Source organism: Phenylobacterium immobile (ATCC 35973) (assembly GCF_001375595.1).
Taxonomy (GTDB): Bacteria; Pseudomonadota; Alphaproteobacteria; order Caulobacterales; family Caulobacteraceae; genus Phenylobacterium; species Phenylobacterium immobile.
The window spans coordinates 1370040-1392942 of sequence record NZ_CVJQ01000001.1 but is presented as its reverse complement, the minus strand read 5'-3'; the positions used below and the strand labels follow the sequence as shown (position 1 = coordinate 1392942).

Here is a 22903-nt window from a genome sequence, read left to right as displayed (position 1 = left end):
TTAGTTGCCGGCCGCGGCCGTGTGCTTGCCGGCGTTAGACATCGGCATGCCGTACTTGGCGCGGTTTTCCTTGGTGTCCGGAACCGGGCCATTGGTCACGGTGCTGGTCGTGTAGCTCGCCGGCGCAGAATAGGCGGTAGCCGCAGGCGCGGCTTCACGCATCGGGGCCGGCTCGTTCATCGCCATCGGCGCGGGACCGCCGCGCGAACTGGCCATGGCGATAGCCATCTTCATCTGATCGTCAGCGCTGGCGATCGCCGACTTCTGGCAGCTCGGCATGGCCGTCAAGGGCTGGTCGGAGATGCTTTCGCCCAGCTGGTGGCAAAGGTCGGATGCGGTCTTGCCAACGCGGCTCATCAACTCGTCCTGGCCCATCTTGGTGGTCAGGTCGAGATCGGAGAAGCTGACCATCGCGGTCTTCACTTCATCGTTGGCGTCAAACTTGCTGGTGACGGTGATTTCGTCGATGGCCGACGGTTCAGTGGTCTGGGCCATGGCCGAAGCGCTCATCGAAAGGCCGACAACGGCGACGCCGGCGCACAACATCGACTTCAGGTTCAGGATCTTGCTCATCTGTGGTTCCTCGCAGTGGAGGGATCAGCCCGCTCTCCGCCCCAAGGCGCGACACGATCCGTGGTTTTGACATGGCTGTAAACATACCGGCACAGTGTCGGTTCCCGATCGCGCCGACGATCGGCTAAGCTGCGGAAATTACCGCGAATTAAGTGGCGTCCCGGGAAGGCGCGGCCCACATGGGGAGCATGAAACTCCTCGCGCGCCTTTCGCTCGCCGCCTTCGCCAGCCTGGCCTTGGCGCCAGCCGCCTTCGCCCTGCCCTTCACGCCGGACGTCGAAGTTCGCAAGATCACTCAGTTCGGCGGCGCCTGCGCAGGCTGCGAACTCTCCGGCCGCAAGATGGCCGGCGCGCACTTCACGGGCGCCGATTTCGCCCGCGCGTCCCTTGTGGGCTCCGACCTGCGCAGCGTCCATTTCATCGGCTCGAACTTCGCCGGGGCCAACCTGTCGCGGGCCGATCTGACCAATGCCGAAGTGCTAGGCGGCAACTTCAACGGCGCGAACCTCGCCAGCGCGAAGATGGCTAACATCGAGGCGCGCGGCGTGAACTTCACGGGCGCGAACCTGTCCAACGTCGACATGCGCGGCGCGGAGGCTGAGGGCGCGATCTTCAACCGCGCGAATCTCGCCAGCGCAGATTTGACCGGCGCTTCCCTGCACGGCGCGTTGTTGCGCGGAGCCAACGCGTCCAAGGCGAGCTTTCGTGGTGCGAGCCTCGACGGCGCGCAGATGTCCGGTGACTTCTCCCGAGCCAGCTTCCGCGGCGCCTCGATGAACGCAGCCAGCTTCGGCGGCGGCAACTTCTCCGGATCGGACTTCACCGGCGCAGACCTCGACGGCGCCATGCTGGCCGGCGCCGATCTGACTGGCGCGAAGGGACTGACGATCTCGCAGCTGGCGGGCGCTTGCGCCGACAGCCGCACCCGCCTGCCCAGCGGCCTGAAGGCGCAAGGATGCGGCCGGTTCTCCCCGCCGCGGCCGCCAGCGCCCCCCAGGGCGCCCGCGCCTACTCGGCGGATCGTCTCCGCCGAGTAGGCCCTAGGCCTTGATCGGCAGGGCCAGGCGGATGTGCAAGTCCTTCAACTGACGCTCATCGACCTCTGAGGGCGCATTCATCATCAGGTCCTGGCCTTGCTGGTTCAGCGGGAAGGCGATGACCTCGCGGATGGCCGTCTCATTGGCCAGCAGCATGACGATTCGATCGATGCCGGGCGCCATGCCGCCGTGCGGCGGCGCGCCGTGGCGGAAGGCGTTCAGCATGCCGCCGAACTGCTCCTCGACGACATTGGCGCCGTAACCGGCCACCTCGAACGCCTTCAGCATGATCTCTGGCTTGTGGTTCCGGATCGCGCCCGAGCACAGCTCATAGCCGTTGCAGACGATGTCGTACTGGTAGGCCAGGATTTCCAGCGGATCCCTGGTCTCCAGCGCCTCCATCTCGCCCTGCGGCATCGAGAAGGGGTTGTGGCTGAAGTCGACGCGCTTTTCGTCGTCGTTCCACTCGAACATCGGGAAGTCGACGATCCAGCAGAAGGCGAAGCGGTTCTCATCGATGAGACCGAGATCTGTGCCCGCCTTCGTGCGCGCCAGCCCTGCGAACTTGTAGAAGACCTTCGGATCGCCCGCGACGAAGAAGGCCGCGTCGCCTTGGCCAAGGCCCAGCGACGCCATCAGCGCCTGCGCTGGCTCCGCGCCCAGGTTCTTGGCGATCGGGCCGCCCCAGCCGCCCTGATCCTCGCTCCAGAAGATGTAGCCGAGGCCCGGCTGGCCCTCGCCCTGGGCCCAGCTGTTCATCCGGTCGCAGAAAGCGCGGCTGCCGCCGGTCGGCGCCGGCACGGCCCAGACAGCGTTCTTGGCGTCTTCCAGGATGCGGGCGAACAGGCCGAAGCCGCCGCCGCGGAAATGGTCGGAGACGTCGGCCATCTGGATTGGGTTGCGCAGGTCCGGCTTGTCAGAGCCGTACTTGGCGATCGCTTCGCGGTAAGGGATGCGCGGAAACGGCATGGCCGTCACCGGCTTGCCGTCGGCGAACTCCTCGAAGACGCCGTGCATCACCGGCTCCATCGCCGCGAACACGTCGTCCTGGGTGACGAAGCTCATCTCGACGTCGAGCTGGTAGAATTCCAGGCTGCGGTCGGCGCGCAGGTCCTCGTCGCGGAAACAGGGCGCGATCTGGAAGTAGCGGTCGAAGCCGGAGACCATCAGCAGTTGCTTGAACTGTTGCGGCGCTTGCGGCAGCGCGTAGAACTTGCCCGGGTGCAGCCGCGACGGCACCAGGAAGTCGCGCGCGCCTTCCGGCGACGAGGCGGTCAGGATGGGCGTCTGATACTCCAGGAAGTCCTGGGCGATCATCCGCGTGCGGATCGAGTGGATGACCTTCGAACGCAGCACGATGTTGCGGTGAAGCGTCTCGCGCCGCAGATCCAGGTGGCGGTTCTTCAGGCGGATCTCTTCCGGATAGTCCGGCTCGCCAAACACCGGCAGCGGCAGTTCGGCGGCTTCCGACAGGACGGTCAGCTCGCGGACCCTCACCTCGACCTCGCCAGTCGGCAGGTTGGCGTTCACGGTCTCGGGCGAGCGGGCGACAACCTCGCCATCGATGCGGATAACGCTCTCGGCGCGCAGGCGCTCAACGGTGCTGAAGCCGGGCGTTTCCGGACTGAAGACCAGCTGCGTCAGGCCGTAGTGGTCGCGCAGGTCCACGAACACCAGACCGCCGTGATCGCGCTTGCGATTAATCCAGCCCGACAGGCGAACGGTGGAGCCGGTGTCGGCGGCGCGCAGAGCGCCGCAGGTGTGGGAGCGGTAGGCGTGCATAGGACCAGAAATCGCATGAATTAGGAGGCGCGGAAGGGCGCATGACCCCCCCGGATTGTCAAGGCTGGCGCCCTTCGTCACGCCCGGCGGAACAGGGGCAGGCGCCTGCGGGTTAGCCCCGTGACCCCAATTGAAGGAGAGCAAACATGGCGACCCCTGCTGAAATTGAAGAGAAGTTCTGGAAGGCCCTTAAGTCGGATCGCACAGTGATGCTTGGGTTGATCGGTGTCGAAGACGGCATTGGTCAGCCGATGATGGCGCAAATGCTCAATGACGAACCTGGCGACATCTATATCTTCAGCTCGAAGGACACCGACTTCGTCCAGTCGATCGGCCAGAGCCACCCGTCCACCCTGCAGTTCGCCGCCAAGGACCACAGCCTGTTCGCCGCCGTGCATGGCGAGCTGGTGCTGGACAACAACCGCGAGACGATCGAGGCGCTCTGGAATCCCTTCGTCGCCGCGTGGTTCGAGGGCGGCAAGGACGATCCGAAGCTGCAGCTGTTGCGCTTCGAGCCCAGCCAGGCGCAACTCTGGCTGAACGAGAACAGCCTGTTCGCCGGCGTCCGCATGCTCCTCGGCCGCGATCCCAAGAAGGATTATGCAGGCAAGACCGCCACCGTGAACCTGCAGTAGGGCGCACCCCATGACCGCACCGTACAAAGACTGGACCGTCCAGCCGCACGGACCGCTCGATCCGATCGGCGAGGATATGCTGACGGTCGTGGGAACGATCCGCATGCCCCTGGGCGAGTTTCCGAGGCGGATGACCATCGTCCGCCTCGGCGATGGCCGCCTGATCATCTATAGCGCGATCGCCCTTGAAGAAGAGCAGATGGCGGAGCTCGAGGCCTTCGGAACCCCAACCTTCCTGGTCGTCCCGTCTGAGCGCCACCGACTCGACGCCCCGGCCTTCAAGGATCGCTATCCTGATCTCTTTGTGCTGGCGCCGTCGGGCGCGCGGGCGACGGTTGGGGAAGTCGTGCCAGTCGACGCCGAGACCGCAGACTTCGGCGACAGCGTCAAATGGGTCGAGGTGCCGGGCACAAACGGCACGGAGGCGGCGCTTGAAGTGAAGAGCTCCGATGGCCTGACGCTGGTGGTCAACGAGATCGTCGGCGCGATCCATCACGCTGGCGGCGTCCGTGGCTGGCTATTGAGGCTCATGGGGTTTGCGGGGGACGAACCCCACGTCCCGGCCCCTGTGAAGGTGGCCTTCTCCAAAGGCCGCGCCGATCTTGCCGCCCAGATGGTCGCGTGGGCCGAGCGGCCTGACCTCAAGAGGATCGTGATGAGCCACGGCGACATCATCGCCGAGGACCCCGCGGGCGTGCTGCGCAAGTTGGCGATCGAGCTCTCTTAGGACCCTGCTCCCCTTGCGGGAGAAGGTCGTCATCGCAACAATTCGAGGATGTCGAGCTTGGATTCATAGGCCGGCCACGGGGTCACCATGCGCCAGCGATTGGGCCCTATCCGCTCGATCACGCCGGCCGCGTCGGTGTTGCGACTAGCACCGTAGGCCGGCGCGCGATCGGCGCCGAGACCAAGGCCGCCCAGGAACAGGGTTCGCCTATCTCCCAGGCGACCCGGAACGGGGCAGACGTCGCCAACCTGACGCTGTGAGCCGCTGATCTTGGCAAGCCTCAGATCGCCGCCAGCGGTGAGCTCCACCCGGCATCGGAAATAGGGATAGGCCACATAGCTCAGGGCCGCGCCCTGGGAGCCGAGCTTGATCGTCCGGCAGCGGTAAAGGCCAGGTGACGGCTGCGGGCGACCCTTCAACCCGGCCTTCGGATTGGCGAGCGCGCCCAACTTGCGGACGTCGGCGCGGTGATCACGACGAGCGTTGGCCAGCGCTTCGCGCCAGGCGGCGTCCAGCCGCTCGATCTTGGAAGCGTCGGCGCGGCTGGGGACACAGTCGGCGGCGAAGGTCGGAGCGGCGACCGCGACAGCGGCGAGAGTCAGGGCGAGCAGTCTCATGGCAGGCAAACGCACCGCGCCCAGCTCAGTTCGCCTTCGCGAGAATCGCGGGCAGTTCCTTCAGCATCGTGGCTCGGGCGCGGAATCCCGCGGGCTCGGCCACGACCTCGCCGTCGTTCTGGATCAGTCGCGCGAAGACCACCTTGCGATCGCCCTTCGTCGCCCAACCCACGAACCAGCCCAGTTCATTGCGGGCGTCATAGGCCCCGGTCAGCGACCGCCCCGCGCCGGCGCCGGTCTTGCCGTGGACCATCCAGCCGTCGAAGGCGCCATCGATGCGAGTGATGCGATCGGTCATGTCATAGGCCTGCCGGGAGACTGGCAGCGTCCGGCGAACCACCTTGCGCAGGAACTGCACCTGCCCGAGCGGCGAGATGTGCAGCGACGACGACAGCCATGCCGTCGTCAGGCCATCGTCCTTCCCCGCCGATCCCGTCAGGTCGTGGTCGCCGTAGTCGAAGCGCGAGACGTAAGCGGAGAGGCGTTTCGCCCCCAAGGCCTGCGTGACCTGCTGCGAGTACCAGACGACGGACTCCCGCATCCAGCGCGCCGGGTCCGTAGGCTGACGCCACGCGGGCCGCCAATCCGGATAGCCGGGCTTGAATGGCAGGACTGGATTGTGCTCGTCCTTCAGAACGCCGGCGTCATACCCCATCAGGCTGATGGCGATCTTGAAGGTGGAAGCCGGTGTCACCTGCCGGCTGCAGTCGCCCTGTTCGACGAGTATCTGTCCCGCCACGGCGTCGACAGCGACGGTGCAGACCACTCTCGCCTCCGCGCCTGTCGCCAGCACAAGGCCCGCGGCGAGGCCGCCCAATAAAATGCGCCAGATCATTGCGGCTCCTTAGGCGGCAGGGCGCGGGTGAAGGCCAGCGCCGCACTCAGCAGTTTCGTCCGCAGATCGTCGTCGCCGTAGGCGTCGGCGTCCGCGCGCACCCATCCGGCCATGGGATGGCCTGCCGACATCTGAGCCACGCCGGAGCGCTTGAGCGCCCAGCCGTCATTGCCCTTGCCCAGCCGCACCATCAGCCCCTTGCCGCTGGCGGCGCACAGCAGATTCCCGTCGAGCAACCAGGCGCGGCCACCGAACATCGCCGCTTCGACGAGCCCAGGTTCGAAGCCCAGGTGCTCGCGCACCAACTCTTCGAGCCCGGGATCCCGCGCCATCCCTATTTCGGCCGGAAGCGCTTGGTGGCTGGGAAGCCGCGCGGCGCGGTCTTGCCCGAAGCCGCGCGCTTGCCCAGCCATTCGCGCCATTCGGTCCAAACCCGCGTACGGCCCGCCGCGTCGATCCACGTCGCGCCCTCATCGCCCAGGAAAACGACGGCGTCACGCAGGCCGCCTTCGCGGTAGCCCTGTAGCTTGACGCCCTTGCCACGCGGCATCTCAGGCAACTCGTCGGCGGGGAAGATCAGAATCTTGCCGTTGTCGCCCACCACCGCGAGGTGATCGCCGTGTAACGCCAGGCTGATCGCCGCGCCCTTCGGTCCGGGGTTCAGCACCTGCTTGCCGGCGCGCCGAAACGAGATCGCCTCGTCTTCCGGCAGGATGAAGCCATAGCCGTCCCTTGACGCCAAGATGCGCTTGGCGCCTGGCCGATGGGGAAAGACGTCGATGATGCCGACCTTGTCGTCGAGATCGAGCATCAGTCGCACCGGCTCGCCGTGACCGCGCGCTGAGGGCAGCTTATCGCACGGCAGGGTGAAGAACCGACCGTCCGAGGCGAAGATCATCAGCTTGTCGGTGGTCTCGGCCGGAACCAGGAAAGCCAGCTTGTCACCCTCCTTGAACTTCAGTTCCGACGGGTCCTCGACCTTGCCTTTGGCGGCGCGGATCCAGCCGCGTTCCGAGAGGATCACAGTGATCGGCTCGCGCACGATCATCGCCTCGATGGCGGCGTCGGCGTCGACCTCCGGCGCGTCGGCGAGGTCGGAGCGCCGCTTGCCGAGCGCAGTTTCCGGACCCAGAACCTTGCGCACATCCTTCAGTCCGACGGCCACCAGCTTCCACTGCGCCTTGTCGGAACCCAGCATGGCGAGGATGCCGTCTCGCTCCTCGGCGAGCGTGGCGTGTTCGCGCCGCAACTCCATCTCTTCCAGCTTGGCGAGCTGGCGCAGCCGGGTGTTGAGGATGGCGTCAGCCTGGATGTCGGTCAGCTCGAAGGCGGCGATCAGCTTGGCCTTGGGCTCATCCTCGTAGCGGACGATGCGGATCACCTCGTCCAGATTAAGATAGGCGATCAGCAGCCCGTCCAAGACGTGCAGGCGCGCCTCGATCTTGGCCAGGCGATGGCGGGCGCGACGGACCAGCACATCGCGGCGGTGATCGAGGAAGGCCTTCAGCGCGGTCTTCAGCCCCATGACGCCGGGCGTGCCTCGCGCGTCCAGGACGTTCAGATTCACTGAAAAACGGACCTCAAGGTCAGAGAGCTTGAACAGGCTCTCCATCAGGACTTCGGCCTCCACGTTGCGACTCTTGGGCTCCAGCACGAGCCGCACGTCCTCAGCGCTCTCGTCGCGGACATCCCCCAGCAGCGGCGCCTTCTTGGCGTCGATCAACTCGGCCAGTTTCTCGATCAGATCGGACTTCTTCACCTGATAGGGGATCTCGGTGACGACGATCTGGTACGTCCCCCGGCCCGTCTCTTCCTTGAACCAGCGCGCGCGCAGCCGTACGCCGCCGCGGCCGGTCTCATAGGTGTCGAGCAGCGACGCGGCCGGCTCGACGATGATGCCGCCGGTCGGGAAGTCCGGCCCACGGACGTGGGTCATCAGGGCTTCGGTTGAGGCCTCGGGCTGGTCCAGAAGCAGCAGGCAGGCGTCGAGCAGCTCGGAGGCGTTGTGCGGCGGGATCGAGGTCGCCATGCCGACCGCGATTCCGGTGGCGCCGTTGGCTAGGAGATTCGGAAAGCCGGTCGGCAGGACGACAGGCTCGTCATCCTGGCCGTCATAGGTCGGCTTGAAGTCGACGGCGTCCTCGTCGATGCCGTCCAGCAGCAGGGTGGCGGCCTGGGTGAGCTTGGCCTCGGTGTAGCGCATGGCCGCGGCGTTATCGCCGTCGATGTTGCCGAAGTTCCCCTGGCCGTCGACCAGCGGATAGCGCTGGGCGAAGTGCTGGGCCATGCGCACGAGGGTGTCGTAGATCGACTGGTCGCCGTGCGGGTGATAGCCGCCCATCACCTCGCCGACGACCTTGGCGCATTTCCGGGCGGCGGACTCCGGGTTGAGGCGCATCTCGCGCATGGCGTAGAGCACGCGGCGCTGCACGGGCTTCAGCCCGTCGCGCACGTCGGGCAGGGCGCGGTCGGTGATGACGCTGAGCGCATAGGCGAGGTAGCGCCGCGACAGGGCCTCCGACAGAGGCTCGTCGATGATCCCATCGCTCGGAGGGGGGGGCGCGGAGACGATGGTCATGGCAGGCGATTCGGAACTTGCATGGCGACAGCCATCCTAGCCCATCGCCTCAGAGCTTGCCCGCCTCACGCAACCGATCCACAAGCCAAAGCCGCGCTGGTGGCAGCGGCCTGTTGATCGGGTTGAAAATGAAGGCCTCGAGGAAGTGGGCGGTCAGGTCCAGGCCAGCGGCGATGTCGCCCTCCCCCAGCCCACTCTGAGACGACAGCATGAACGGCGGCAAGGCCAGCAAACGATCTTTGTAGGGCTCGCCAGCCTTCCGGCTCACGGCGCGGCCGGTCCGCGGGCTGACATAAATCAGGTCGTCGACCGCGCCGGTGGCGGCGCATTTGGAGAGATCGAGGCCGAACCCCAGGTCCGCCAGGAGACCTGCCTCGAACCGCACGAAAACCGCGGGCCAAACGTCCTCCAGCACCAGGGCTGAACTAAGGGCCTCGAAAGCAAGATAAGCGCCGGGGTGCGGCTCGCGCTCCGGCAATGCGGCGGCGGCGACCGCGGCGGCCGCGGCCAGGCCCGACAGCGCCAAGGGTTCGTCGAACAGGGCGGCCGGCCCCTCACCCATCGGCTCCAGCGTCACCGATCCCAACTGTTCGGAGGTGCGGGCGCGATAGCGGACGCCGACCTGGGCGCCCGCCTGCAGGAAGGACCGCATCTTGCGCGACGCACCGCCAGCGATGTGGGCGGCGTACTTGCCGTTCTGGCTGGTCAGCAGTTCGACAATCGCCCCGGTCTCACCGTGGACGCGGGCCGACAGGACGAACGCCTCGTCCTCGAACTCGGTCATCGCGACGTCGGCGGGCCCGCAGGGGTCGGGTGCGCCGCCTCGTAGGCCTTGATCCGATCGGTGAACTCATGGGCGAGGTCGTTGGGGATCGGGAAGGTCAGGGCATACTGCGAGACCTTCCAGACGCCGTCCTGGGCCACCAGCACGCCCGTGCCGCGGGCCGTCCCATAGGATCGGCTGTCCAGCACCTCGTCGAACCAGGCCACGCAGGCGCAGGGCGCGACGGCGACGTGCCGGTCGCGGGCGCGGTAGATCCAACCCTTGCCGGCCTTGAACGCCGGCTCTGCATAGGCGCGGAACTGCGCCACGCTCCAGCGTTCCGACACGTCGGTGCCAATGAAGACGCCCTCGGGCGCGAACAGGTCGAAATAGGCGGTGTCGGCGCGGGCCGCCGCGGCGTGGAACGAGTCCAGCACCTGGCTCGCCGCCGCCCCATCAAGCGCCTGGGCGTCAGCGGCGCCGGCGAACAGCAGGGCGCCGGCGGCGGCGATGGCGCTAAGCTTCATAGTCAAGCCCCAGGGGTCCGTAGAATTCCCGTTTGTCGGCCCACTTCTCGTCGACCGTCACATGCAGGAACAGGTGCACCGGCCGGTCCAGCAGGACGGCCAACTCCTCGCGCGCCTTCTGGCCGATCCACTTCAGGGTCTGGCCGTTCTTGCCGAGGATGATCGGCCGCTGGCTGTCGCGCTCGACATAGATGGTCTGCTCGATGCGGGCCGAGCCATCCTTGCGCTCCTCGAAAGCCGTGGTCTCGACGGCCGCGGCATAGGGCAGCTCCTCGTGGACGCGCAGGTAGAGCTTCTCGCGGGTGATCTCGGCCGCCAACAAGCGGGCCGGCAGGTCCGCGGTCTGATCCTCGGGATAGAACCAGGGGCCTTCCTTCATCAGGTCGGCGAGGCGGGCCTTGAGGTCATCGACGCCGGAACCGTCCGCCGCTGAGATCATGAAGGCCTCGGCATAGACGCCGGTGTCGAACAATGCCTTCGAGATGCCCAGCAGGGTGTCGCGGCGCATGGTGTCAATCTTGTTCAGCGCCAGGATGACCTGCCGGCCGGACGCCTTCAGCCCCTCGACGATGGATTCGACATCGACGGCGGCGCGCTTGTCGGCGGACTTGGCGCCAGGCTCGAGCACGGCCAACGCGGCCTGGGCGTCGACCAGATGCACCACGGCGTCGGCGTCCTCGGCCCCGCCCCAGGCGGCGCGCACCATGGCCCGGTCCAGCCGGCGGCGCGGCGCGAAGATGCCGGGCGTGTCGACCAGCACCATCTGGGCGTCGTCATGGATGGCGACCCCGCGCACCGGGAAGCGCGTGGTCTGCACCTTCTGGGTGACGATTGAGACCTTGGCGCCCACCAGGCGGTTGGTCAGCGTCGACTTGCCCGCGTTGGGCGCGCCGATGATGGCGACAAATCCGGCACGGCTCACGAGAGGGCTCCGTGCGCTGCGAGCAGGCGTTCGGCGGCCAGCTTCTCGGCCTCCTTCTTGGAGCCGGCTGCCGCCGTCGACGGCGCGAAGCCCTCAACTTGAGCTTCCACGGTGAAGCGGGGTGCGTGGGCGGCGCCCTCTGTGGCCAGCACACGATAGCGCGGGGCGGGCTTACCCTGGCCCATGGCCCATTCGTTCAGCAAGGTCTTCGGATCCTTCCGTTCCGGCGCGTCGACGCCTGCGAAGGCCTCGGTCCAGAACTCCAATATGAAACGTCGGGCGGAATCGATCCCGCCGTCGAGGTAGAGCGCGGCGATCAGCGCCTCACAGGCGTCGCCGAGAACACGATCATTATCACGTGCGCCGACCTTGCTGGCCGACGCATCGAAACGGAGCGCCTCGCGCACGCCGGCCGCGCGGGCGACGACGGCGCAGGCGTGGTAATTCACCAACTGGCTCATGGCGCGCGACAGGTCGCCTTCCTGCGCGTCGGGCTTCTGTTGGATCAGGCTTTCGGCGACCACCAGATTGAGCACCCGGTCGCCGAGAAACTCCAGCCGTTCGTTGTCACGGATTTTGGCCGAGCCGTTGCCCACGCTGGCGTGGGTCAGGGCCCGGTCGAGGAGGTCGCGGTCGGCGAAGGCGTGGCCGATGCGGCGCTCAAGCTCGGCGATCGCTTCGGCCCGACTGATCATGGGCGCGTCACTTGAGGACTTCGGCGAAGCGGCTGGGCCGGGCGTTCAGAATCCAGGTCCAGGGCTTGAACAGCGATGCGCCCGGTGACCACGACAGCAGGATGATCTGCGCGCGGCCGACCAGATTCTCCGCCGGCACGAAGCCGACGCCGCCGGCTTCCGGCGCGACGCGACTGTCGAGGGAGTTATCGCGGTTGTCGCCCATCATGAAGTAGTGGCCCTCGGGCACGACATAAACGGGCGTGTCGTCCAGATCCCCGTCTGTCCCATAGTCGTCGGTCATGTAGGTACGGCCGTCCGGCATGGTCTCCTGGAAGCGGCCGACCTCGCGGATCCCATAGCCCGTGTCGGTCTCGCCGGTGCCGGCGGGGGTCCGCTTGATCTGGACGCCATTGAGGTAGAGCAGGCCCCCCTGCATCTGGATGCGATCACCCGGCAGGCCAATGACGCGCTTGATGTAGTCCGTGCGGCCATCGCTGGGCAGTTTGAAGACCACAACGTCGCCGCGGCGCGGCTGCTTCTCCATCACCCGGCCCTTGAAGAGCGGCGGGCTGAAGGGCGCGGAGTGGCGCGAATAGCCGTAGGAGAACTTCGAGACGATGATGTAGTCGCCCTCATAGAGGTTCGGCTCCATCGAGGCGGACGGAATGGTGAAGGGCTGGAAGAACAGGACCCGCAGGAACAACGCGATCGCCAGCGCATAGAGAACGGTGCGGCCGATCTCCAGAATTTCGCCGAGCGCGCCGGACGGGCCGGCCTTGGCATGATCGCTCATGAACTGTCCTTGCAGCGGGGTAACGGCCTGTAGCTACGCGCTGCATAGGCCAGCGGCAAGCCTACGGCCCATGAAGCTTCAGTCATGCTAGGAGGGTGACATGCGCGCTCCCGCCCTGCCCCCGCTCCACCTGCTCCTCGCCCTGGCGGTCATCATCGTCTGGGGGTCGAACTTCGTGGTCATCCGGCTGGGCCTGAACGAGCTGCCGCCGCTGACCTTCGCCGCGCTTCGGTTCACCTTCGCAGCCCTGCCGATGATGCTGTTCGTCAAGCGGCCGCCCGCGCCGATCTGGCGACTGGTGTCCTATGGCCTGCTGATCGGCGCCGGGCAGTTCGGCCTGCTCTTCATCGCGATGAACGGCTCGATCTCGCCGGGGCTGGCCTCGCTGGTCGTGCAGACCCAGGTCTTCTTCACCATCGGTCTGGCCATGTGGCTGGTCGGCGAGCGACCGAGGCTCTTCCAGTACGGCGCCCTGGCGCTGGGCGCAGCCGGTCTGATCTGGCTGATCGTCCACACCAACGGCGAGGTTACGCCGCTCGGCATCGGTCTCGTCCTGATCGCTGCGGCCAGCTGGGCCGGCGGCAACACCGTCGCGCGCGGCCTGAAGAGCGACGTGAACCTTTTCGCCTTCATCGTCTGGTCCAGCGCCTGCGCCGCGCCGGCGCTGTGGCTCCTGGCCCTGACGCTGGAAGGCCCCGCCAGGGTGGCGCAGGCCGTCGCCCACGCCAGCCCCGGCGCCTGGGTCGCCGTCGCCTGGCAGACCATCGGCAACACCATGTTCGGCTACGTCGCCTGGGCCTGGCTCCTGGCGCGGCACCCGGCGGCGCAGGTGAGCCCGCTGGCGCTCCTGATCCCCGTCGCCGGCATGGGCGCGTCGGCGATCTGGCTGGGCGAAGGCCTGCCCGCCTGGAAGCTCATCGCCGCCGGCCTCCTGATCAGCGGCCTGGCGCTCAACACCTTCTGGCCAATGCTGAACTGGCGGAAGCTGGCGGCGCCTTAGGGCGGGCTAGCCGCGTGTCACCTATGGGTGAAAGCGGAAGTTGCGCCATCGACTGGAAGAGCATGGCGCACAGCCTCCGCGCTCAATCAAACGATCAGGCGTTGATGGATCGCCGAGGCACGCGGGCGACCACTGGTGGGAAGGTTCAGGCTGGCGCCGCCTCGATGACCACGAAGGCCTGGGCGTAGGGGTGGTCGTCGGTGAGGGAGAGATGGATGACCGCCTTCATGCCCTCGGGCGTCAGCTGTTGAAGCCGGGCCAGCGCGCCGCCCGTCAGCGCCATGGTGGGCTGGCCGGAGCGCAGATTGATGACCCCCATATCGCGCCAGAAGACGCCGTGGCGGATGCCGGTGCCCAGCGCCTTGGCGCAGGCCTCCTTCGCCGCGAAGCGCTTGGCGTAGCTGGCGGCGCGGTCCGTCTTGCGCTCGGAGCGGGCGCGTTCGAGATCGGTGTAGACGCGGTTCGTGAAGCGCTCGCCAAAGCGGTCCAGGCTGGCTTGGACGCGGCGGATATCGGACAGATCGGAGCCGATGCCGAGGATCATCCGCGCGCTTCATCCATGAGTTCGCGCATCCGCTGAATGGCGGGGCCCAGGCCGATGAAGATCGCCTCGCCGATCAGGAAGTGGCCGATGTTGAGCTCGGCGAGCTCGGGGATCGCAGCGACCGCTTTCACGGTCTCATAGTCGATGCCATGGCCGGCATGGACCTCGAGGCCCAGCGAGACAGCCAGCTGGGCGGCCGCCCGCAGCTCGGCCAGGATGCGCGGCGCCTCGGGCGAACTGTGCCGCACGGCCTCGCAATAGGCGCCGGTATGCAGCTCGACCACCTGGGCGCCGGCGGATTTTGACGCCCGCACCTGGGCCTCGTCGGCGTCGATGAAGCAGGAGACGCGGATGCCGGCCTCGGCCAGGCGTCCGACCACGGGGGCGATGACGTTGTGGCCCTTCACGACGTCCAGGCCGCCCTCGGTCGTCACCTCCTCGCGCCGCTCCGGCACCAGGCAGGCGGCGTGCGGCCGGTGGGCCAGCGCGATCTTCTCCATCTCGTCGGTGACGGCCATCTCGAAGTTGAGCGGCCGGCCGCGACGCCGAGTGATGACGGCCAACGCATCGATGTCGGCGTCGGAGATGTGGCGGCGATCCTCGCGCAGATGGGCGGTGATCCCGTCGGCGCCGGCGGCCAGGGCGGCCTCGGCGGCGCGCACCGGGTCGGGATAGCTTTCGCCGCGGGCGTTACGGACGGTCGCGACGTGGTCGATATTGACCCCGAGGCGGAGCCGGCTCATCCGCGCAGCCGCTTGGAGCCGGGTTCTTCCGCCGGCAAGGCGGCGAGTTCCGGTGGAATTTCATCTGCGGCGTAGGACGGCACATCGACGGTGGCCAGCGCCACCAGCGGCCAGCCCACCTCGGCCCGGCCTCCGGAACGGTCGACGATGCAGGCGCAGGCGACCACGACGCCGCCGGCGGCCTCGATCGGCTTCACCGCCTCGCGGAACGAGCCGCCCGTCGTGATCACGTCCTCGACCACCACCACCTTGGCGCCCGGCGCAATCTTGAAGGCGCGGCGCAGGCGGAACTCGCCGTCTTCACGCTCGACATAGATCGAGGGCACGCCCAGGGCGCGCGCCACCTCGTAGCCGGGGATGATGGCGCCGACGGCGGGGGCGACGATCACGTCGGGCTTGCCGAACTGGGCTTCGATCTTCGCGGCCAGCGCCTTGCACAGGCGCTCTGTGCGGTCGGCGTACTGGAAGACCAGGTTCTTCTGCAGGAACATCGGCGAATGGCGTCCGGAGGCCAGGATGAAATGGCCTTCGCGCAAAGCGCCCGCCGCGCGGAATTCTTCGAGGACGTCTTCAGTGTTCATGAGCACGCCAGATAACCCGTCCGGCGACTCGCCGAAAGCCGGCCCGAAAACAAAAGGCGCCGAAATGCAAACCGCCCGCCTGATCGCTCAGGCGGGCGGCGAGAAGCTCGAAAAGGTCGATGGCTTAGCGCGAGGCGACCTGCAGGCTCGTGTGGTCGCGCAGGATCGCGGTCACCAGCGGGGCGTTCAGGTCGGCCACGGCGCGGTTCAGGCCCGCTTGATAGCAGTCGTCGCGACGGGTCGCCTCGCGCACTTCGCGCAGGCTGAACGACGAGGCGCCGCACGCGCTGAGCGAGGCCTTGTCCAGGCGCTGCATCATGCGGGCCGCGTCGGCCGGGTTGGAGAGATTGAGGTCGCCGTGACGCACGGCGATGTGGACGGTCTGGTCGGCGGCTTGCACGGCGGCAGGCGCGGCGAGCAGGGCGGCAACGGCGCAGAGACCCAGAATCTTCATTGTGATTGCTCCCTTTCGGGCTGCGCCGGGGTGGAGGAGCGCGCCCGCTTTGATTGATCGTTCGGCCAGCGCAGACCGCGAGATTCCTCGTCAGGCACCGCTTGCTGTGTGTTTTATAGACCAGCCTAAGAACAGACGCCTAGAGAAACCGCACGTAACTGACGCACACGCGTAAATCCGGCGAATACACGGCGAAATTTCAGGGATTAGCGGGTAGCGCGACGGATTTGCCAAACATCGAGGCGCCGAACGCTCGGAATTTTGCTAGTTTTTTATGCGATCCACAGTTTCGACACTGGGGTTTGCGCGTAGGGCCGCCGCGATGTGAGTCAGGTGGCGGGCGTCGCTGACATCGACATCAAGCTCGACGTCGCAGAAGTCCTGCTGACGCTGATGCATCCGCATGCCGACGATGTTGCCACCGGCCTCGCCGATAAGGGTGCAAACCTGACCCAGGACACCTGGCGTGTTGCGGATCGTCGCCGTCAACCGGGCGCGGGCGATGGAGTTGCGTTCCGCCTCCGGCGTCCAATGCAGGTCGCGCCACAGTTCTTCGCTGTCTTCGAATTCGGCCAGGCGGTCGCAGTCGATGGTGTGGACGGTCAGGCCGCGGCTCTCCGGCTCCAGGATGCCGACGATCCGGTCGCCCGGGACCGGCGAACAGCAATGGGCGAAGTGGATCGTGACGCCGGGCGTGAGGCCGCCGCCACGGACATAGAGCCGGGCGCCCTTGCCGTCCTCGATGCGGCGGCGCGCAGCGGCGGCTTCCCGCTCGGCCGGCTTCAGGCCCGGGAAGATCGCTTCGATCAGCTGGGACGGCGTTACCCGGCCGCGGCCGACCGCCTCGAACAAATCGTCTTCGCTGGCCGCCGCGAAACGGTCGAGCGCCGGCCGCAGGCTGACGTCCTTGCGATCCTTGCCGGCCGAGGCCAGGGCCTGTTCCACGCTGCCGCGACCCAGGCGGATGAACTCCTCCCGCTCGCTTTGGCGGATATGGCGGCGGATCGCCGAGCGGGCGCGGCCGGTCACGGTCAGCGAGCGCCAGTCCTGCGGCGTCACCGGCTTGGCCGCGCGGATCACCTCGACCACGTCGCCGTTCTGCAGCGGCGTGCGAAGCGGCTTGAGCTCGCCGTTGATCTTCGCCCCGATGCAGGTGTCGCCGACATCGGTGTGCAGGGCGTAGGCGAAGTCCAGCGGCATGGCGCCGCTGGGGAGGCTGATCAGCTGGCCCTTCGGCGTGAAAACGAAAGTCTGGTCGAGGAACATCTCGAGCTTGGCGTGCTCGACCAGCTCCTCAGCGTCGCCGCCGTGCTCCAGAACCTGAACGAGGTGACGCAGATTGACGAGGGGATCGCGGCCGCCGGCGGCGCGCTGGTGGTCCAGGTCAAAGCCGTAGGACTTATCCTTGTAACGCCAGTGGGCGGCGACGCCCTCCTCGGCCACCTGGTCCATGGACTCGGTGCGGATCTGCATCTCGATGCGCATGCCCTTGGGCCCCACCACTGTCGTGTGCAGCGAGCGGTAGTTGTTGCGCTTGGGCGTAGAGATGAAGTCTTTGAACCGCTCGGGCACACTGGGCCAGCTGCGGTGAATGACGCCGAGCGCACGGTAGCAATCGTCCTCGGTGTCGGTGATCACCCGGAAAGCGTAGATGTCCGACAGCTGAGAGAAGCCGATCGACTTGCGCTGCAGCTTTCGCCAGATCGAGTAAGGGTTCTTTTCGCGGCCATAGACCCGGGCTGGAATACCCGCCGTCTCCAGCCGCGTGGCGATTTCGCCAGAGACAAGACTGACCGCCCCGCCCTGCTGGGCGCGCAACGTTTCCAGCCGCCGTCCGATGGCGTCGCGGGCGACGGGATTGAGATGCTCGAAGGCGAGCTCCTCAAGCTCCGAACAGATCCGGTGCACACCGATCGATCGCGCCAGCGGCGCATAGATGTCGAGCGTCTCACGGGCGATCCGCTCGCGCTTGGCGACCGCCGGGATGTACTGCAGCGTCCGCATGTTGTGCAGGCGGTCGGCCAGCTTAACCATCAACACCCGCACATCACGGCTGATCGCCAGGATGAACTTCCGCAGGTTCTCAGCCTGACGCAGGTGTTCTGAGGAAAGCTCCAGCTTCGATAGCTTGGTGACGCCCTCGACCAGTTCGCCGACCTCTTCGCCGAAGAGCTGGTCGATCTCCTCGCGCGTCGTCGGCGTATCCTCGATGACATCGTGCAGCAGCGCCGTCACGACGCTGGCGGTGTCCATCCGATAGTCGGTGAGGATGCCGGCCACCTCAATCGGGTGGGCGAAGTAGGGGTCGCCCGAGGCGCGCTTCTGCGCCCCGTGGGCGCGCATCGCATAGACGTAAGCGCGGTTAAGCAGCGACTCGTCGGCGGTGGGGTCGTAGGAGCGGACCTTCTCGATCAGCTCAAATTGCCGAAGCATCTTCGGCCGCTTCGACGCGCTGGTGGTGGAACCCTGCGCGTCCTTCAGCGGAATGGCGGCGGTAGTGGCCGCCGCCTTAGTCGTCGCAGCGTCTGGGCTGTCGAGGCTCAGTAGCGCTCTTCCTGACCGCCATCGCGATCGCTCTGCAGGGCGCGAACCAGCTCAAGTTCGCTCATCTGCATGTGCGTCGGGTCGGCCAGCAGGGCCAGGGTTTCCGCCTCTTCCTCGGCTTCGGAGCGCTCGTCGACGCGCTGCAGCGTGCCGATCAGGCCTTCACGCAGTTCATCGGCGTCGATCAGATCATCTGCGATCTCGCGCAGGGACACGACCGGGTTCTTGTCGTTGTCGCGATCGAGCAGGATCGGTGCGCCGCCGGCGATGCCGCGGGCGCGATGGGCCGCCAGCAGCACCAGGCTGAAGCGGTTGGGGACCTTTTCGATGCAGTCTTCGACAGTGACGCGAGCCATGGAGTCCTCGGGCGGGGGATAGAACTGGCTAAAATAGAGGTTTGCGCCGCCTTTCGCAACGCCGCAGACAGCTCAGGGCTGACGATAGCGTCGCACGATCAGGCCGGCGGTCGCAGCGACCGCGCTAAGGGGCGCGGCCAGCAGGCCAAGCCTGGCCATCGCCAGGAGCGCGCCAGGCGTAAGGTTCCCTGGCCGGCCGCCCTCGAGGCGGCTGACCAGGAAGGATGCGCCAAGGCTCAGGACGAACCAGAAGGCGCAGGCGCCGAGCGCGCCCCAGCCCAGGCCGCGCAGGCCAAAGCGCCAGGTCAGGCCGCCAAGAATCGCCGCCTCGGCGCCCAGCATGACCCAAAGCCAGGCGGGCAGGTCCGGCAAACTCAAACTGGCCTCGCATCAACACCGACAGACGCCGTTTTGGCGGCCTCGGTGGCGGTCCGGCCCGTGACCGGATGGCGCCACCCTGGGGCGATCTCGGCGAGTGGGCCCATGACGAACAGCCGGTCCTCGGCGCGCGGATGGGGAAGGATCAGGCCAGGCCCGTCCAGCACGACGCGTCCGTGAGCGATCAGGTCGAGGTCCAGGGTGCGAGGCGCGTTGCGGACCGAGCGTTCGCGGCGAAACTCGACCTCGACGGCGGCCAGCGTCGCCCAGACGGCGAGCGGGTCTTCGCGAGTTTCGATTAAGGCTACCCCATTACGATACTGCGGGGCGCTGGGGTCAGGCCAGGCGGCGGAACGCCACCAGCGCGAGCGCGCTCGCACCACCAGGCCCGCCGCCGGCAACCGCGCGATGGCGACTTCCAGTAGATCTTCGCAGGACGCGTAGTCGCCGGGCAAGTTGCCCCCAAGCGCCACGATCACGGCGCCGTCGAGCTCGGAATCCGGGTATGGGGCGGAAATGATCTCTGCTCCTGCCGAAGCACCGAAAGATTGCCCCCTGTGCCCCAGGCTGGTCGCCTACCGCAAGGCGAACGTCATGGCCAATCCGGACTGGTTCAACGGCGCTGTCGCCTCCTTTGGCGATTTGAACGCCCGCCTGATGGTTGCGGGCCTCGCGCCGGGGCGCACGGGCGCCAACCGAACCGGCCGGCCGTTCACCGGCGATGGCGCAGGCGTGCTCCTCTACGAGACCCTGCTCGCGACCGGCTTCGCGGAAGGCGTCTATGAAGCCCGACCCGATGACAGCCTGACCCTCAGGGACTGCATCATTTCCAACGCCGTGCGCTGCGCCCCGCCGGGCAACAAGCCTGAAACCTCGGAGGAGGCCAACTGCCGTCCCTTCCTGGCCGCGCGGATCGCCGCCCTGCCGCGGCTGAAGGTCATCGTCACCCTGGGCGACGTGTCGCGCCGCAATGTGATGCGCGCCCTGGGCCTGAAGGCTTCCGCAGGTGTTCCCGGCCACGGCTCAGAGTTCCAAGCCGGCCAGTATACTATTCTGAACAGCTATCACTGCTCGCGCCTGAACACGAACACCGGCCGCCTGACGCCGGAGATGTTCCGTGCGGTGTTCGAGCGCGCGCGGGTTCTGATTGACGCCTAGGCCCTGCGATCCATCCGCTCCAGCACCTGAGCGTCCCAGCCGTAGACGTCCTCCAGGAAGGTGACGGCGCCGCCGTTGGGTACGGCGGTGAGGTATAGCAGGCGTACAGGTACGGGCTGGTCCAGCTTCACCGTCTTGGTCTCGCCCTTGGCCATGGCCTCGCCGAGTTGTTCCGGCGTCCAGCCAGCGCGGGTGGCCAACAGCACGCCGGCCAGGTCCATCGCACGTTCCAGGCGCACACAGCCGTGGCTTACGGCGCGGTCGTCGCGGCCGAAGGCGGCCTTGGAGGGCGTGTCGTGCAGGTAGACCGCGTAGGGGTTGTCGAAGTCGAACTTCACCAGGCCCAGGGCGCTGTTCGGGCCTGGCTTTTGCATCAACCGGCCGTCTTCCTTGGTAGTGAAGTTATTGGCCGCCAGATAGGCGCCGCCTTTCGGCCGCAGCTCCTCATTGGCTATGCCGTCCGGCACGTTCCACGGTGGGTTCAGCACGATGTGGTCGATGCTGGACGTCAGGATCGGCGTCTCGTCGCCCGGCTTGCCTGAGGCGGTGCGCATGGTGATCTGCGGTCGGCCGTCGACGAAATAGGTCATGGTGGCGCTGGCGATATTCACATCGACGCGGGTCGCTTCGTCCGTGCGGGGCAGCCAACGGACGCGCTCCAGGTTGGCGCGGAGCGTCGCCGCTTCCGCCGCACGTCCGCCGTCGCGGGCGGCGACATAGGCCTTCTGCAGAGCGATGTAGAGCCCGCTCGTGGGCGGCTGCTCGTCCAGCCAGGCGCGGAACGTCTTGCCCGCGATGGCGCTGTCCAATGCCGGCTCAGCGTCATAGGCGGCGGGCTTCATGCCCCAGGCCGCCGGGCGCGACTTGGCCGGGATGAGTAGGCCGTGCTGGGCGCGCGCGTAGTCCGCCAAGGCGGCGTGCAGCATCGCCTCGGCCTGCGGGTCGCGGTCCTCGCGCGCCTGCTTCACCGCCGCGATGTTGAAGGAGCCCGTCGCGAAGCCATGCTCCGGCGCGCGCTCCAGCACCTCGACGGCGTAGGCGGCGTCGCTGCGCGACAGCTTGGTCGCGCCGTCGCCGCCGCAGGCCGCCAATCCGAGAAGAAGCGGCCCCGCGACAATGGCGAGAAGGCTGAGAAGGAGGCCGCGCGGGCGGGGGCTCAGGATGGCGGTCTGATGCGTCATCCTGAGCCAACGCACGAATCACCGACTTGGTTGTGCGCGGCGCGTGAAAGCGCGGCCTTAGGGCAACTGCGCTTCAATCGTGGCGCTGTAGTTCGCCATGTAGCCGTCGCCCGCCAGGGGCTGGGCCGGCGGCGCGGGCGATCCCGGCGGGCGTGGACCGCCCGGCGGGGGACCGCCGCGGCCGTTCTCGCCCGTGCGGTATCCGGCGCTCAGCAGCCAGACGCCGCCTTCCGGCAAGGTGACGGTGACGAGGCCGTCGGCGCCGGTCTTTCGCTTGATCTCGGTGGGGCGGACCTTCCAGTGATCGCCGCCACGCATGAAGCTGACCTCAAGGCCGCTTGCGGGCTTGCCATCCAGGATCAGCCGGAAGCTCGCCTCCTCGCCAACGATCACATCGGAGGGATGGGTGATGGGCTCGAGCTCGAGACCCTGCCCCGTAGTCTTGAAGACCGTGGTCGTCGGATTGTCGCGGGTAACGAAGGTCTCATTGCGATTGACCGTGCGGATTGTCTTCAGGTCGGCTGCGTCGGCCGGAACCTGCTTCGCGAACTCATCGCCGGCGCCGCGGAAGCGTTTCACAACGCCCGCTTCGGTCCAGCTCGCCAGAACGGTGGTCGAAGTCGAGGCGACCTTGTAGGTGCCGGGCTTGGTCAACTGGACGTCGATCGTCGCGCGCAGGCGACCGGCCGACGCATTGACGGGTTCGACCGGTTGGCCGTCGGAATCGAGCACCGTCAGGGTGTTCAGCAGGAGGGGCCGCAGGTTCGGAAAGTAGAGCTCGTCGGAAGTCGCCGCATCAAAAGTCACCCAAGCGTTGCCGCCGGAAAGGATCGTGGTCGACGGCAGGACCCAGCTATGGGCGGCCTGGGCGATGGCCGGGGCCAAGAGAGCCAACCCTAGGGCGCTGGCGACCAGGCGGGATTTGAGCGCGCGCATGGAGATCCCCTTCACTTCACGGCCACGGTGACGACGCCGAGCTCAGCTGCGCCCTTGGCCGTCGCCGGCCGGCCGGCCCTGCCCCAGGTGAAGGGCACGCGGACGGATTCGTGGCCCCCACCCTCACGGGCGGCCTCGACCACCAGGCTGTACTGACCGGGTTTCAGCTCCTTCAGCGGGCTCTTGGCGCCGCTGAACGTCATATCCTGCACGCCGGGCGCACGGGTCGGGCCGGTGACGCCGGCCAGGTCGGCGCCCTGCGCGCGACCCGCCTTGCGCCACCACTGGCGCATGTCTTTCAACCACTTCTCATGGTTTGGCCGGAAGCGCAGCGACAGCGTGCCTGCGGCCTCGCCCGTGGCGGTATTCTCAATCCACACCACGACGTAGGGCGCATGGTATTCCGCGACTGGAATACGCGGCACATCATAGGTGACCTTGAGATCAGCTGCGAAAGCCGGCGCGGCGCCCGCGGCGCCCGCGGCGGCCAGGGTCAATGCGGAAATGGAACGCTTCATGAATATGCCTTGGGTCGGGCGAGAGCCATTGCGACCCACATAGA

Annotated in this window: 27 protein-coding genes; 5 read left to right on the top strand and 22 right to left on the bottom strand. The window is 67.2% G+C overall.

Going from position 1 to position 22903, the window contains the following annotated elements:
* Positions 1 to 573 carry a UrcA family protein gene (locus BN1313_RS06800; protein ID WP_091738204.1) on the bottom strand — a complete coding sequence of 191 codons (573 nt, stop codon included), beginning with the start codon at positions 571 to 573 and terminating at the stop codon, positions 1 to 3.
* A gap of 188 nt (positions 574 to 761) precedes the next feature.
* On the opposite strand from BN1313_RS06800, the gene BN1313_RS06795 reads away from it, so the two are divergent.
* Positions 762 to 1610, top strand: a complete 849-nt coding sequence (locus tag BN1313_RS06795; protein WP_176695927.1) for a pentapeptide repeat-containing protein — start codon at positions 762 to 764, stop codon at positions 1608 to 1610.
* Between the two features lie 3 nt (positions 1611 to 1613).
* On the opposite strand, the gene aspS is transcribed toward BN1313_RS06795, so the two are convergent.
* Positions 1614 to 3392 carry an aspartate--tRNA ligase gene (aspS, locus tag BN1313_RS06790; RefSeq protein ID WP_091738198.1) on the bottom strand — a complete coding sequence of 593 codons (1779 nt, stop codon included), beginning with the start codon at positions 3390 to 3392 and terminating at the stop codon, positions 1614 to 1616.
* A 146-nt stretch (positions 3393 to 3538) separates the two neighbouring features.
* Between aspS and BN1313_RS06785 the strand changes: the two genes are divergently transcribed.
* On the top strand, positions 3539 to 4027 hold the full coding sequence (locus tag BN1313_RS06785) for a pyridoxamine 5'-phosphate oxidase family protein (protein WP_091738193.1): 489 nt from the start codon (positions 3539 to 3541) through the stop codon (positions 4025 to 4027).
* Positions 4028 to 4037: 10 nt separating this feature from the next.
* Entirely contained in the window at positions 4038 to 4754 is a 717-nt protein-coding gene (locus BN1313_RS06780; RefSeq protein WP_091738190.1) for a DUF4336 domain-containing protein, read from the top strand.
* 29 nt (positions 4755 to 4783) lie between these two features.
* Here BN1313_RS06780 and BN1313_RS06775 read toward each other — a convergent pair whose 3' ends face one another.
* Genes BN1313_RS06775 through lepB form a run of 9 tightly spaced genes read right to left on the bottom strand, consistent with a single transcriptional unit; the run spans position 4784 to position 12466 of the window.
* Entirely contained in the window at positions 4784 to 5371 is a 588-nt protein-coding gene (locus BN1313_RS06775) for a DUF4893 domain-containing protein (RefSeq protein WP_091738188.1), read from the bottom strand.
* A gap of 25 nt (positions 5372 to 5396) precedes the next feature.
* Entirely contained in the window at positions 5397 to 6206 is an 810-nt protein-coding gene (gene blaOXA / locus BN1313_RS06770) for a class D beta-lactamase (protein ID WP_091738185.1), read from the bottom strand.
* Positions 6203 to 6538, bottom strand: coding sequence for a TfoX/Sxy family protein (locus tag BN1313_RS06765; RefSeq protein WP_091738182.1), 336 nt, complete (start codon positions 6536 to 6538; stop codon positions 6203 to 6205). Before BN1313_RS06765 ends, blaOXA begins: the two co-directional genes overlap by 4 nt.
* 2 nt (positions 6539 to 6540) lie before the next feature.
* Positions 6541 to 8784 (bottom strand): DNA topoisomerase IV subunit A, encoded by a 2244-nt coding sequence (gene parC / locus BN1313_RS06760; protein ID WP_091738179.1) that lies wholly within the window; start codon positions 8782 to 8784, stop codon positions 6541 to 6543.
* A gap of 49 nt (positions 8785 to 8833) precedes the next feature.
* Positions 8834 to 9568: a DNA repair protein RecO gene (gene recO / locus BN1313_RS06755; protein WP_091738176.1), complete on the bottom strand. Its 735-nt coding sequence runs from the start codon at positions 9566 to 9568 to the stop codon at positions 8834 to 8836.
* Positions 9565 to 10074: a nuclear transport factor 2 family protein gene (locus BN1313_RS06750; RefSeq protein ID WP_091738174.1), complete on the bottom strand. Its 510-nt coding sequence runs from the start codon at positions 10072 to 10074 to the stop codon at positions 9565 to 9567. Before BN1313_RS06750 ends, recO begins: the two co-directional genes overlap by 4 nt.
* Positions 10064 to 10996 (bottom strand): GTPase Era, encoded by a 933-nt coding sequence (gene era, locus BN1313_RS06745; protein ID WP_091738171.1) that lies wholly within the window; start codon positions 10994 to 10996, stop codon positions 10064 to 10066. Before era ends, BN1313_RS06750 begins: the two co-directional genes overlap by 11 nt.
* Positions 10993 to 11691, bottom strand: a complete 699-nt coding sequence (gene rnc / locus BN1313_RS06740; protein ID WP_091738168.1) for a ribonuclease III — start codon at positions 11689 to 11691, stop codon at positions 10993 to 10995. Before rnc ends, era begins: the two co-directional genes overlap by 4 nt.
* Positions 11692 to 11698: 7 nt before the next feature.
* On the bottom strand, positions 11699 to 12466 hold the full coding sequence (gene lepB / locus BN1313_RS06735; RefSeq protein WP_091738165.1) for a signal peptidase I: 768 nt from the start codon (positions 12464 to 12466) through the stop codon (positions 11699 to 11701).
* Between the two features lie 100 nt (positions 12467 to 12566).
* On the opposite strand from lepB, the gene BN1313_RS06730 reads away from it, so the two are divergent.
* Positions 12567 to 13466, top strand: a complete 900-nt coding sequence (locus BN1313_RS06730) for an EamA family transporter (RefSeq protein ID WP_091738163.1) — start codon at positions 12567 to 12569, stop codon at positions 13464 to 13466.
* Positions 13467 to 13611: 145 nt separating this feature from the next.
* Here BN1313_RS06730 and acpS read toward each other — a convergent pair whose 3' ends face one another.
* The 8 genes from acpS to folK all read right to left on the bottom strand — a co-directional run bounded on the left by acpS (position 13612) and on the right by folK (position 19545).
* On the bottom strand, positions 13612 to 14010 hold the full coding sequence (gene acpS, locus BN1313_RS06725; RefSeq protein WP_091738160.1) for a holo-ACP synthase: 399 nt from the start codon (positions 14008 to 14010) through the stop codon (positions 13612 to 13614).
* Positions 14007 to 14753, bottom strand: coding sequence for a pyridoxine 5'-phosphate synthase (locus tag BN1313_RS06720; protein WP_091738158.1), 747 nt, complete (start codon positions 14751 to 14753; stop codon positions 14007 to 14009). The genes acpS and BN1313_RS06720 overlap by 4 nt, the downstream gene beginning before the upstream one ends.
* Entirely contained in the window at positions 14750 to 15334 is a 585-nt protein-coding gene (gene pyrE, locus BN1313_RS06715; RefSeq protein WP_091738155.1) for an orotate phosphoribosyltransferase, read from the bottom strand. The genes BN1313_RS06720 and pyrE overlap by 4 nt, the downstream gene beginning before the upstream one ends.
* Positions 15335 to 15458: 124 nt before the next feature.
* On the bottom strand, positions 15459 to 15788 hold the full coding sequence (locus BN1313_RS06710; RefSeq protein WP_091738152.1) for a UrcA family protein: 330 nt from the start codon (positions 15786 to 15788) through the stop codon (positions 15459 to 15461).
* A 264-nt stretch (positions 15789 to 16052) separates the two neighbouring features.
* On the bottom strand, positions 16053 to 18221 hold the full coding sequence (locus BN1313_RS06705; protein WP_091738149.1) for a RelA/SpoT family protein: 2169 nt from the start codon (positions 18219 to 18221) through the stop codon (positions 16053 to 16055).
* A 107-nt stretch (positions 18222 to 18328) separates the two neighbouring features.
* On the bottom strand, positions 18329 to 18688 hold the full coding sequence (rpoZ, locus tag BN1313_RS06700; protein ID WP_091738146.1) for a DNA-directed RNA polymerase subunit omega: 360 nt from the start codon (positions 18686 to 18688) through the stop codon (positions 18329 to 18331).
* 72 nt (positions 18689 to 18760) lie between these two features.
* Positions 18761 to 19066: a hypothetical protein gene (locus tag BN1313_RS06695; protein ID WP_141653093.1), complete on the bottom strand. Its 306-nt coding sequence runs from the start codon at positions 19064 to 19066 to the stop codon at positions 18761 to 18763.
* Positions 19063 to 19545: a 2-amino-4-hydroxy-6-hydroxymethyldihydropteridine diphosphokinase gene (gene folK, locus BN1313_RS06690; RefSeq protein WP_091738140.1), complete on the bottom strand. Its 483-nt coding sequence runs from the start codon at positions 19543 to 19545 to the stop codon at positions 19063 to 19065. The genes BN1313_RS06695 and folK overlap by 4 nt, the downstream gene beginning before the upstream one ends.
* A gap of 37 nt (positions 19546 to 19582) precedes the next feature.
* Here folK and BN1313_RS06685 point away from each other — a divergent pair, with 37 nt between their 5' ends.
* Positions 19583 to 20224, top strand: coding sequence for a uracil-DNA glycosylase (locus BN1313_RS06685; protein ID WP_091738137.1), 642 nt, complete (start codon positions 19583 to 19585; stop codon positions 20222 to 20224).
* Here BN1313_RS06685 and BN1313_RS06680 read toward each other — a convergent pair.
* From BN1313_RS06680 to BN1313_RS06670, 3 genes are read right to left on the bottom strand one after another with little or no spacing between them, the layout of a single operon-like run.
* Positions 20221 to 21405 carry a L,D-transpeptidase family protein gene (locus BN1313_RS06680; protein ID WP_091738135.1) on the bottom strand — a complete coding sequence of 395 codons (1185 nt, stop codon included), beginning with the start codon at positions 21403 to 21405 and terminating at the stop codon, positions 20221 to 20223. The two genes, BN1313_RS06685 and BN1313_RS06680, sit on opposite strands and share 4 nt — an antisense overlap.
* A gap of 57 nt (positions 21406 to 21462) precedes the next feature.
* Positions 21463 to 22341, bottom strand: coding sequence for a DUF4198 domain-containing protein (locus tag BN1313_RS06675; RefSeq protein ID WP_091738132.1), 879 nt, complete (start codon positions 22339 to 22341; stop codon positions 21463 to 21465).
* A gap of 11 nt (positions 22342 to 22352) precedes the next feature.
* Complete coding sequence (locus BN1313_RS06670) at positions 22353 to 22859, bottom strand: DUF2271 domain-containing protein (RefSeq protein WP_091738129.1); 507 nt, start codon at positions 22857 to 22859, stop codon at positions 22353 to 22355.
* Between the last annotated feature and the right edge of the window lie 44 nt (positions 22860 to 22903).

Excerpts from the sequence above, each read along its gene's own strand:
- BN1313_RS06800 (WP_091738204.1), bottom strand. The coding sequence starts at position 573 with ATGAGCAAGATCCTGAACCTGAAGTCGATGTTGTGCGCCGGCGTCGCC.
- BN1313_RS06795 (WP_176695927.1), top strand. The coding sequence starts at position 762 with ATGAAACTCCTCGCGCGCCTTTCGCTCGCCGCCTTCGCCAGCCTGGCC.
- aspS (WP_091738198.1), bottom strand. The coding sequence starts at position 3,392 with ATGCACGCCTACCGCTCCCACACCTGCGGCGCTCTGCGCGCCGCCGAC.
- BN1313_RS06785 (WP_091738193.1), top strand. The coding sequence starts at position 3,539 with ATGGCGACCCCTGCTGAAATTGAAGAGAAGTTCTGGAAGGCCCTTAAG.
- BN1313_RS06780 (WP_091738190.1), top strand. The coding sequence starts at position 4,038 with ATGACCGCACCGTACAAAGACTGGACCGTCCAGCCGCACGGACCGCTC.
- BN1313_RS06775 (WP_091738188.1), bottom strand. The coding sequence starts at position 5,371 with ATGAGACTGCTCGCCCTGACTCTCGCCGCTGTCGCGGTCGCCGCTCCG.
- blaOXA (WP_091738185.1), bottom strand. The coding sequence starts at position 6,206 with ATGATCTGGCGCATTTTATTGGGCGGCCTCGCCGCGGGCCTTGTGCTG.
- BN1313_RS06765 (WP_091738182.1), bottom strand. The coding sequence starts at position 6,538 with ATGGCGCGGGATCCCGGGCTCGAAGAGTTGGTGCGCGAGCACCTGGGC.
- parC (WP_091738179.1), bottom strand. The coding sequence starts at position 8,784 with ATGACCATCGTCTCCGCGCCCCCCCCTCCGAGCGATGGGATCATCGAC.
- recO (WP_091738176.1), bottom strand. The coding sequence starts at position 9,568 with ATGACCGAGTTCGAGGACGAGGCGTTCGTCCTGTCGGCCCGCGTCCAC.
- BN1313_RS06750 (WP_091738174.1), bottom strand. The coding sequence starts at position 10,074 with ATGAAGCTTAGCGCCATCGCCGCCGCCGGCGCCCTGCTGTTCGCCGGC.
- rnc (WP_091738168.1), bottom strand. The coding sequence starts at position 11,691 with ATGATCAGTCGGGCCGAAGCGATCGCCGAGCTTGAGCGCCGCATCGGC.
- lepB (WP_091738165.1), bottom strand. The coding sequence starts at position 12,466 with ATGAGCGATCATGCCAAGGCCGGCCCGTCCGGCGCGCTCGGCGAAATT.
- BN1313_RS06730 (WP_091738163.1), top strand. The coding sequence starts at position 12,567 with ATGCGCGCTCCCGCCCTGCCCCCGCTCCACCTGCTCCTCGCCCTGGCG.
- acpS (WP_091738160.1), bottom strand. The coding sequence starts at position 14,010 with ATGATCCTCGGCATCGGCTCCGATCTGTCCGATATCCGCCGCGTCCAA.
- BN1313_RS06720 (WP_091738158.1), bottom strand. The coding sequence starts at position 14,753 with ATGAGCCGGCTCCGCCTCGGGGTCAATATCGACCACGTCGCGACCGTC.
- pyrE (WP_091738155.1), bottom strand. The coding sequence starts at position 15,334 with ATGAACACTGAAGACGTCCTCGAAGAATTCCGCGCGGCGGGCGCTTTG.
- BN1313_RS06710 (WP_091738152.1), bottom strand. The coding sequence starts at position 15,788 with ATGAAGATTCTGGGTCTCTGCGCCGTTGCCGCCCTGCTCGCCGCGCCT.
- BN1313_RS06705 (WP_091738149.1), bottom strand. The coding sequence starts at position 18,221 with ATGCTTCGGCAATTTGAGCTGATCGAGAAGGTCCGCTCCTACGACCCC.
- rpoZ (WP_091738146.1), bottom strand. The coding sequence starts at position 18,688 with ATGGCTCGCGTCACTGTCGAAGACTGCATCGAAAAGGTCCCCAACCGC.
- BN1313_RS06685 (WP_091738137.1), top strand. The coding sequence starts at position 19,583 with ATGATCTCTGCTCCTGCCGAAGCACCGAAAGATTGCCCCCTGTGCCCC.
- BN1313_RS06680 (WP_091738135.1), bottom strand. The coding sequence starts at position 21,405 with ATGACGCATCAGACCGCCATCCTGAGCCCCCGCCCGCGCGGCCTCCTT.
- BN1313_RS06675 (WP_091738132.1), bottom strand. The coding sequence starts at position 22,341 with ATGCGCGCGCTCAAATCCCGCCTGGTCGCCAGCGCCCTAGGGTTGGCT.
- BN1313_RS06670 (WP_091738129.1), bottom strand. The coding sequence starts at position 22,859 with ATGAAGCGTTCCATTTCCGCATTGACCCTGGCCGCCGCGGGCGCCGCG.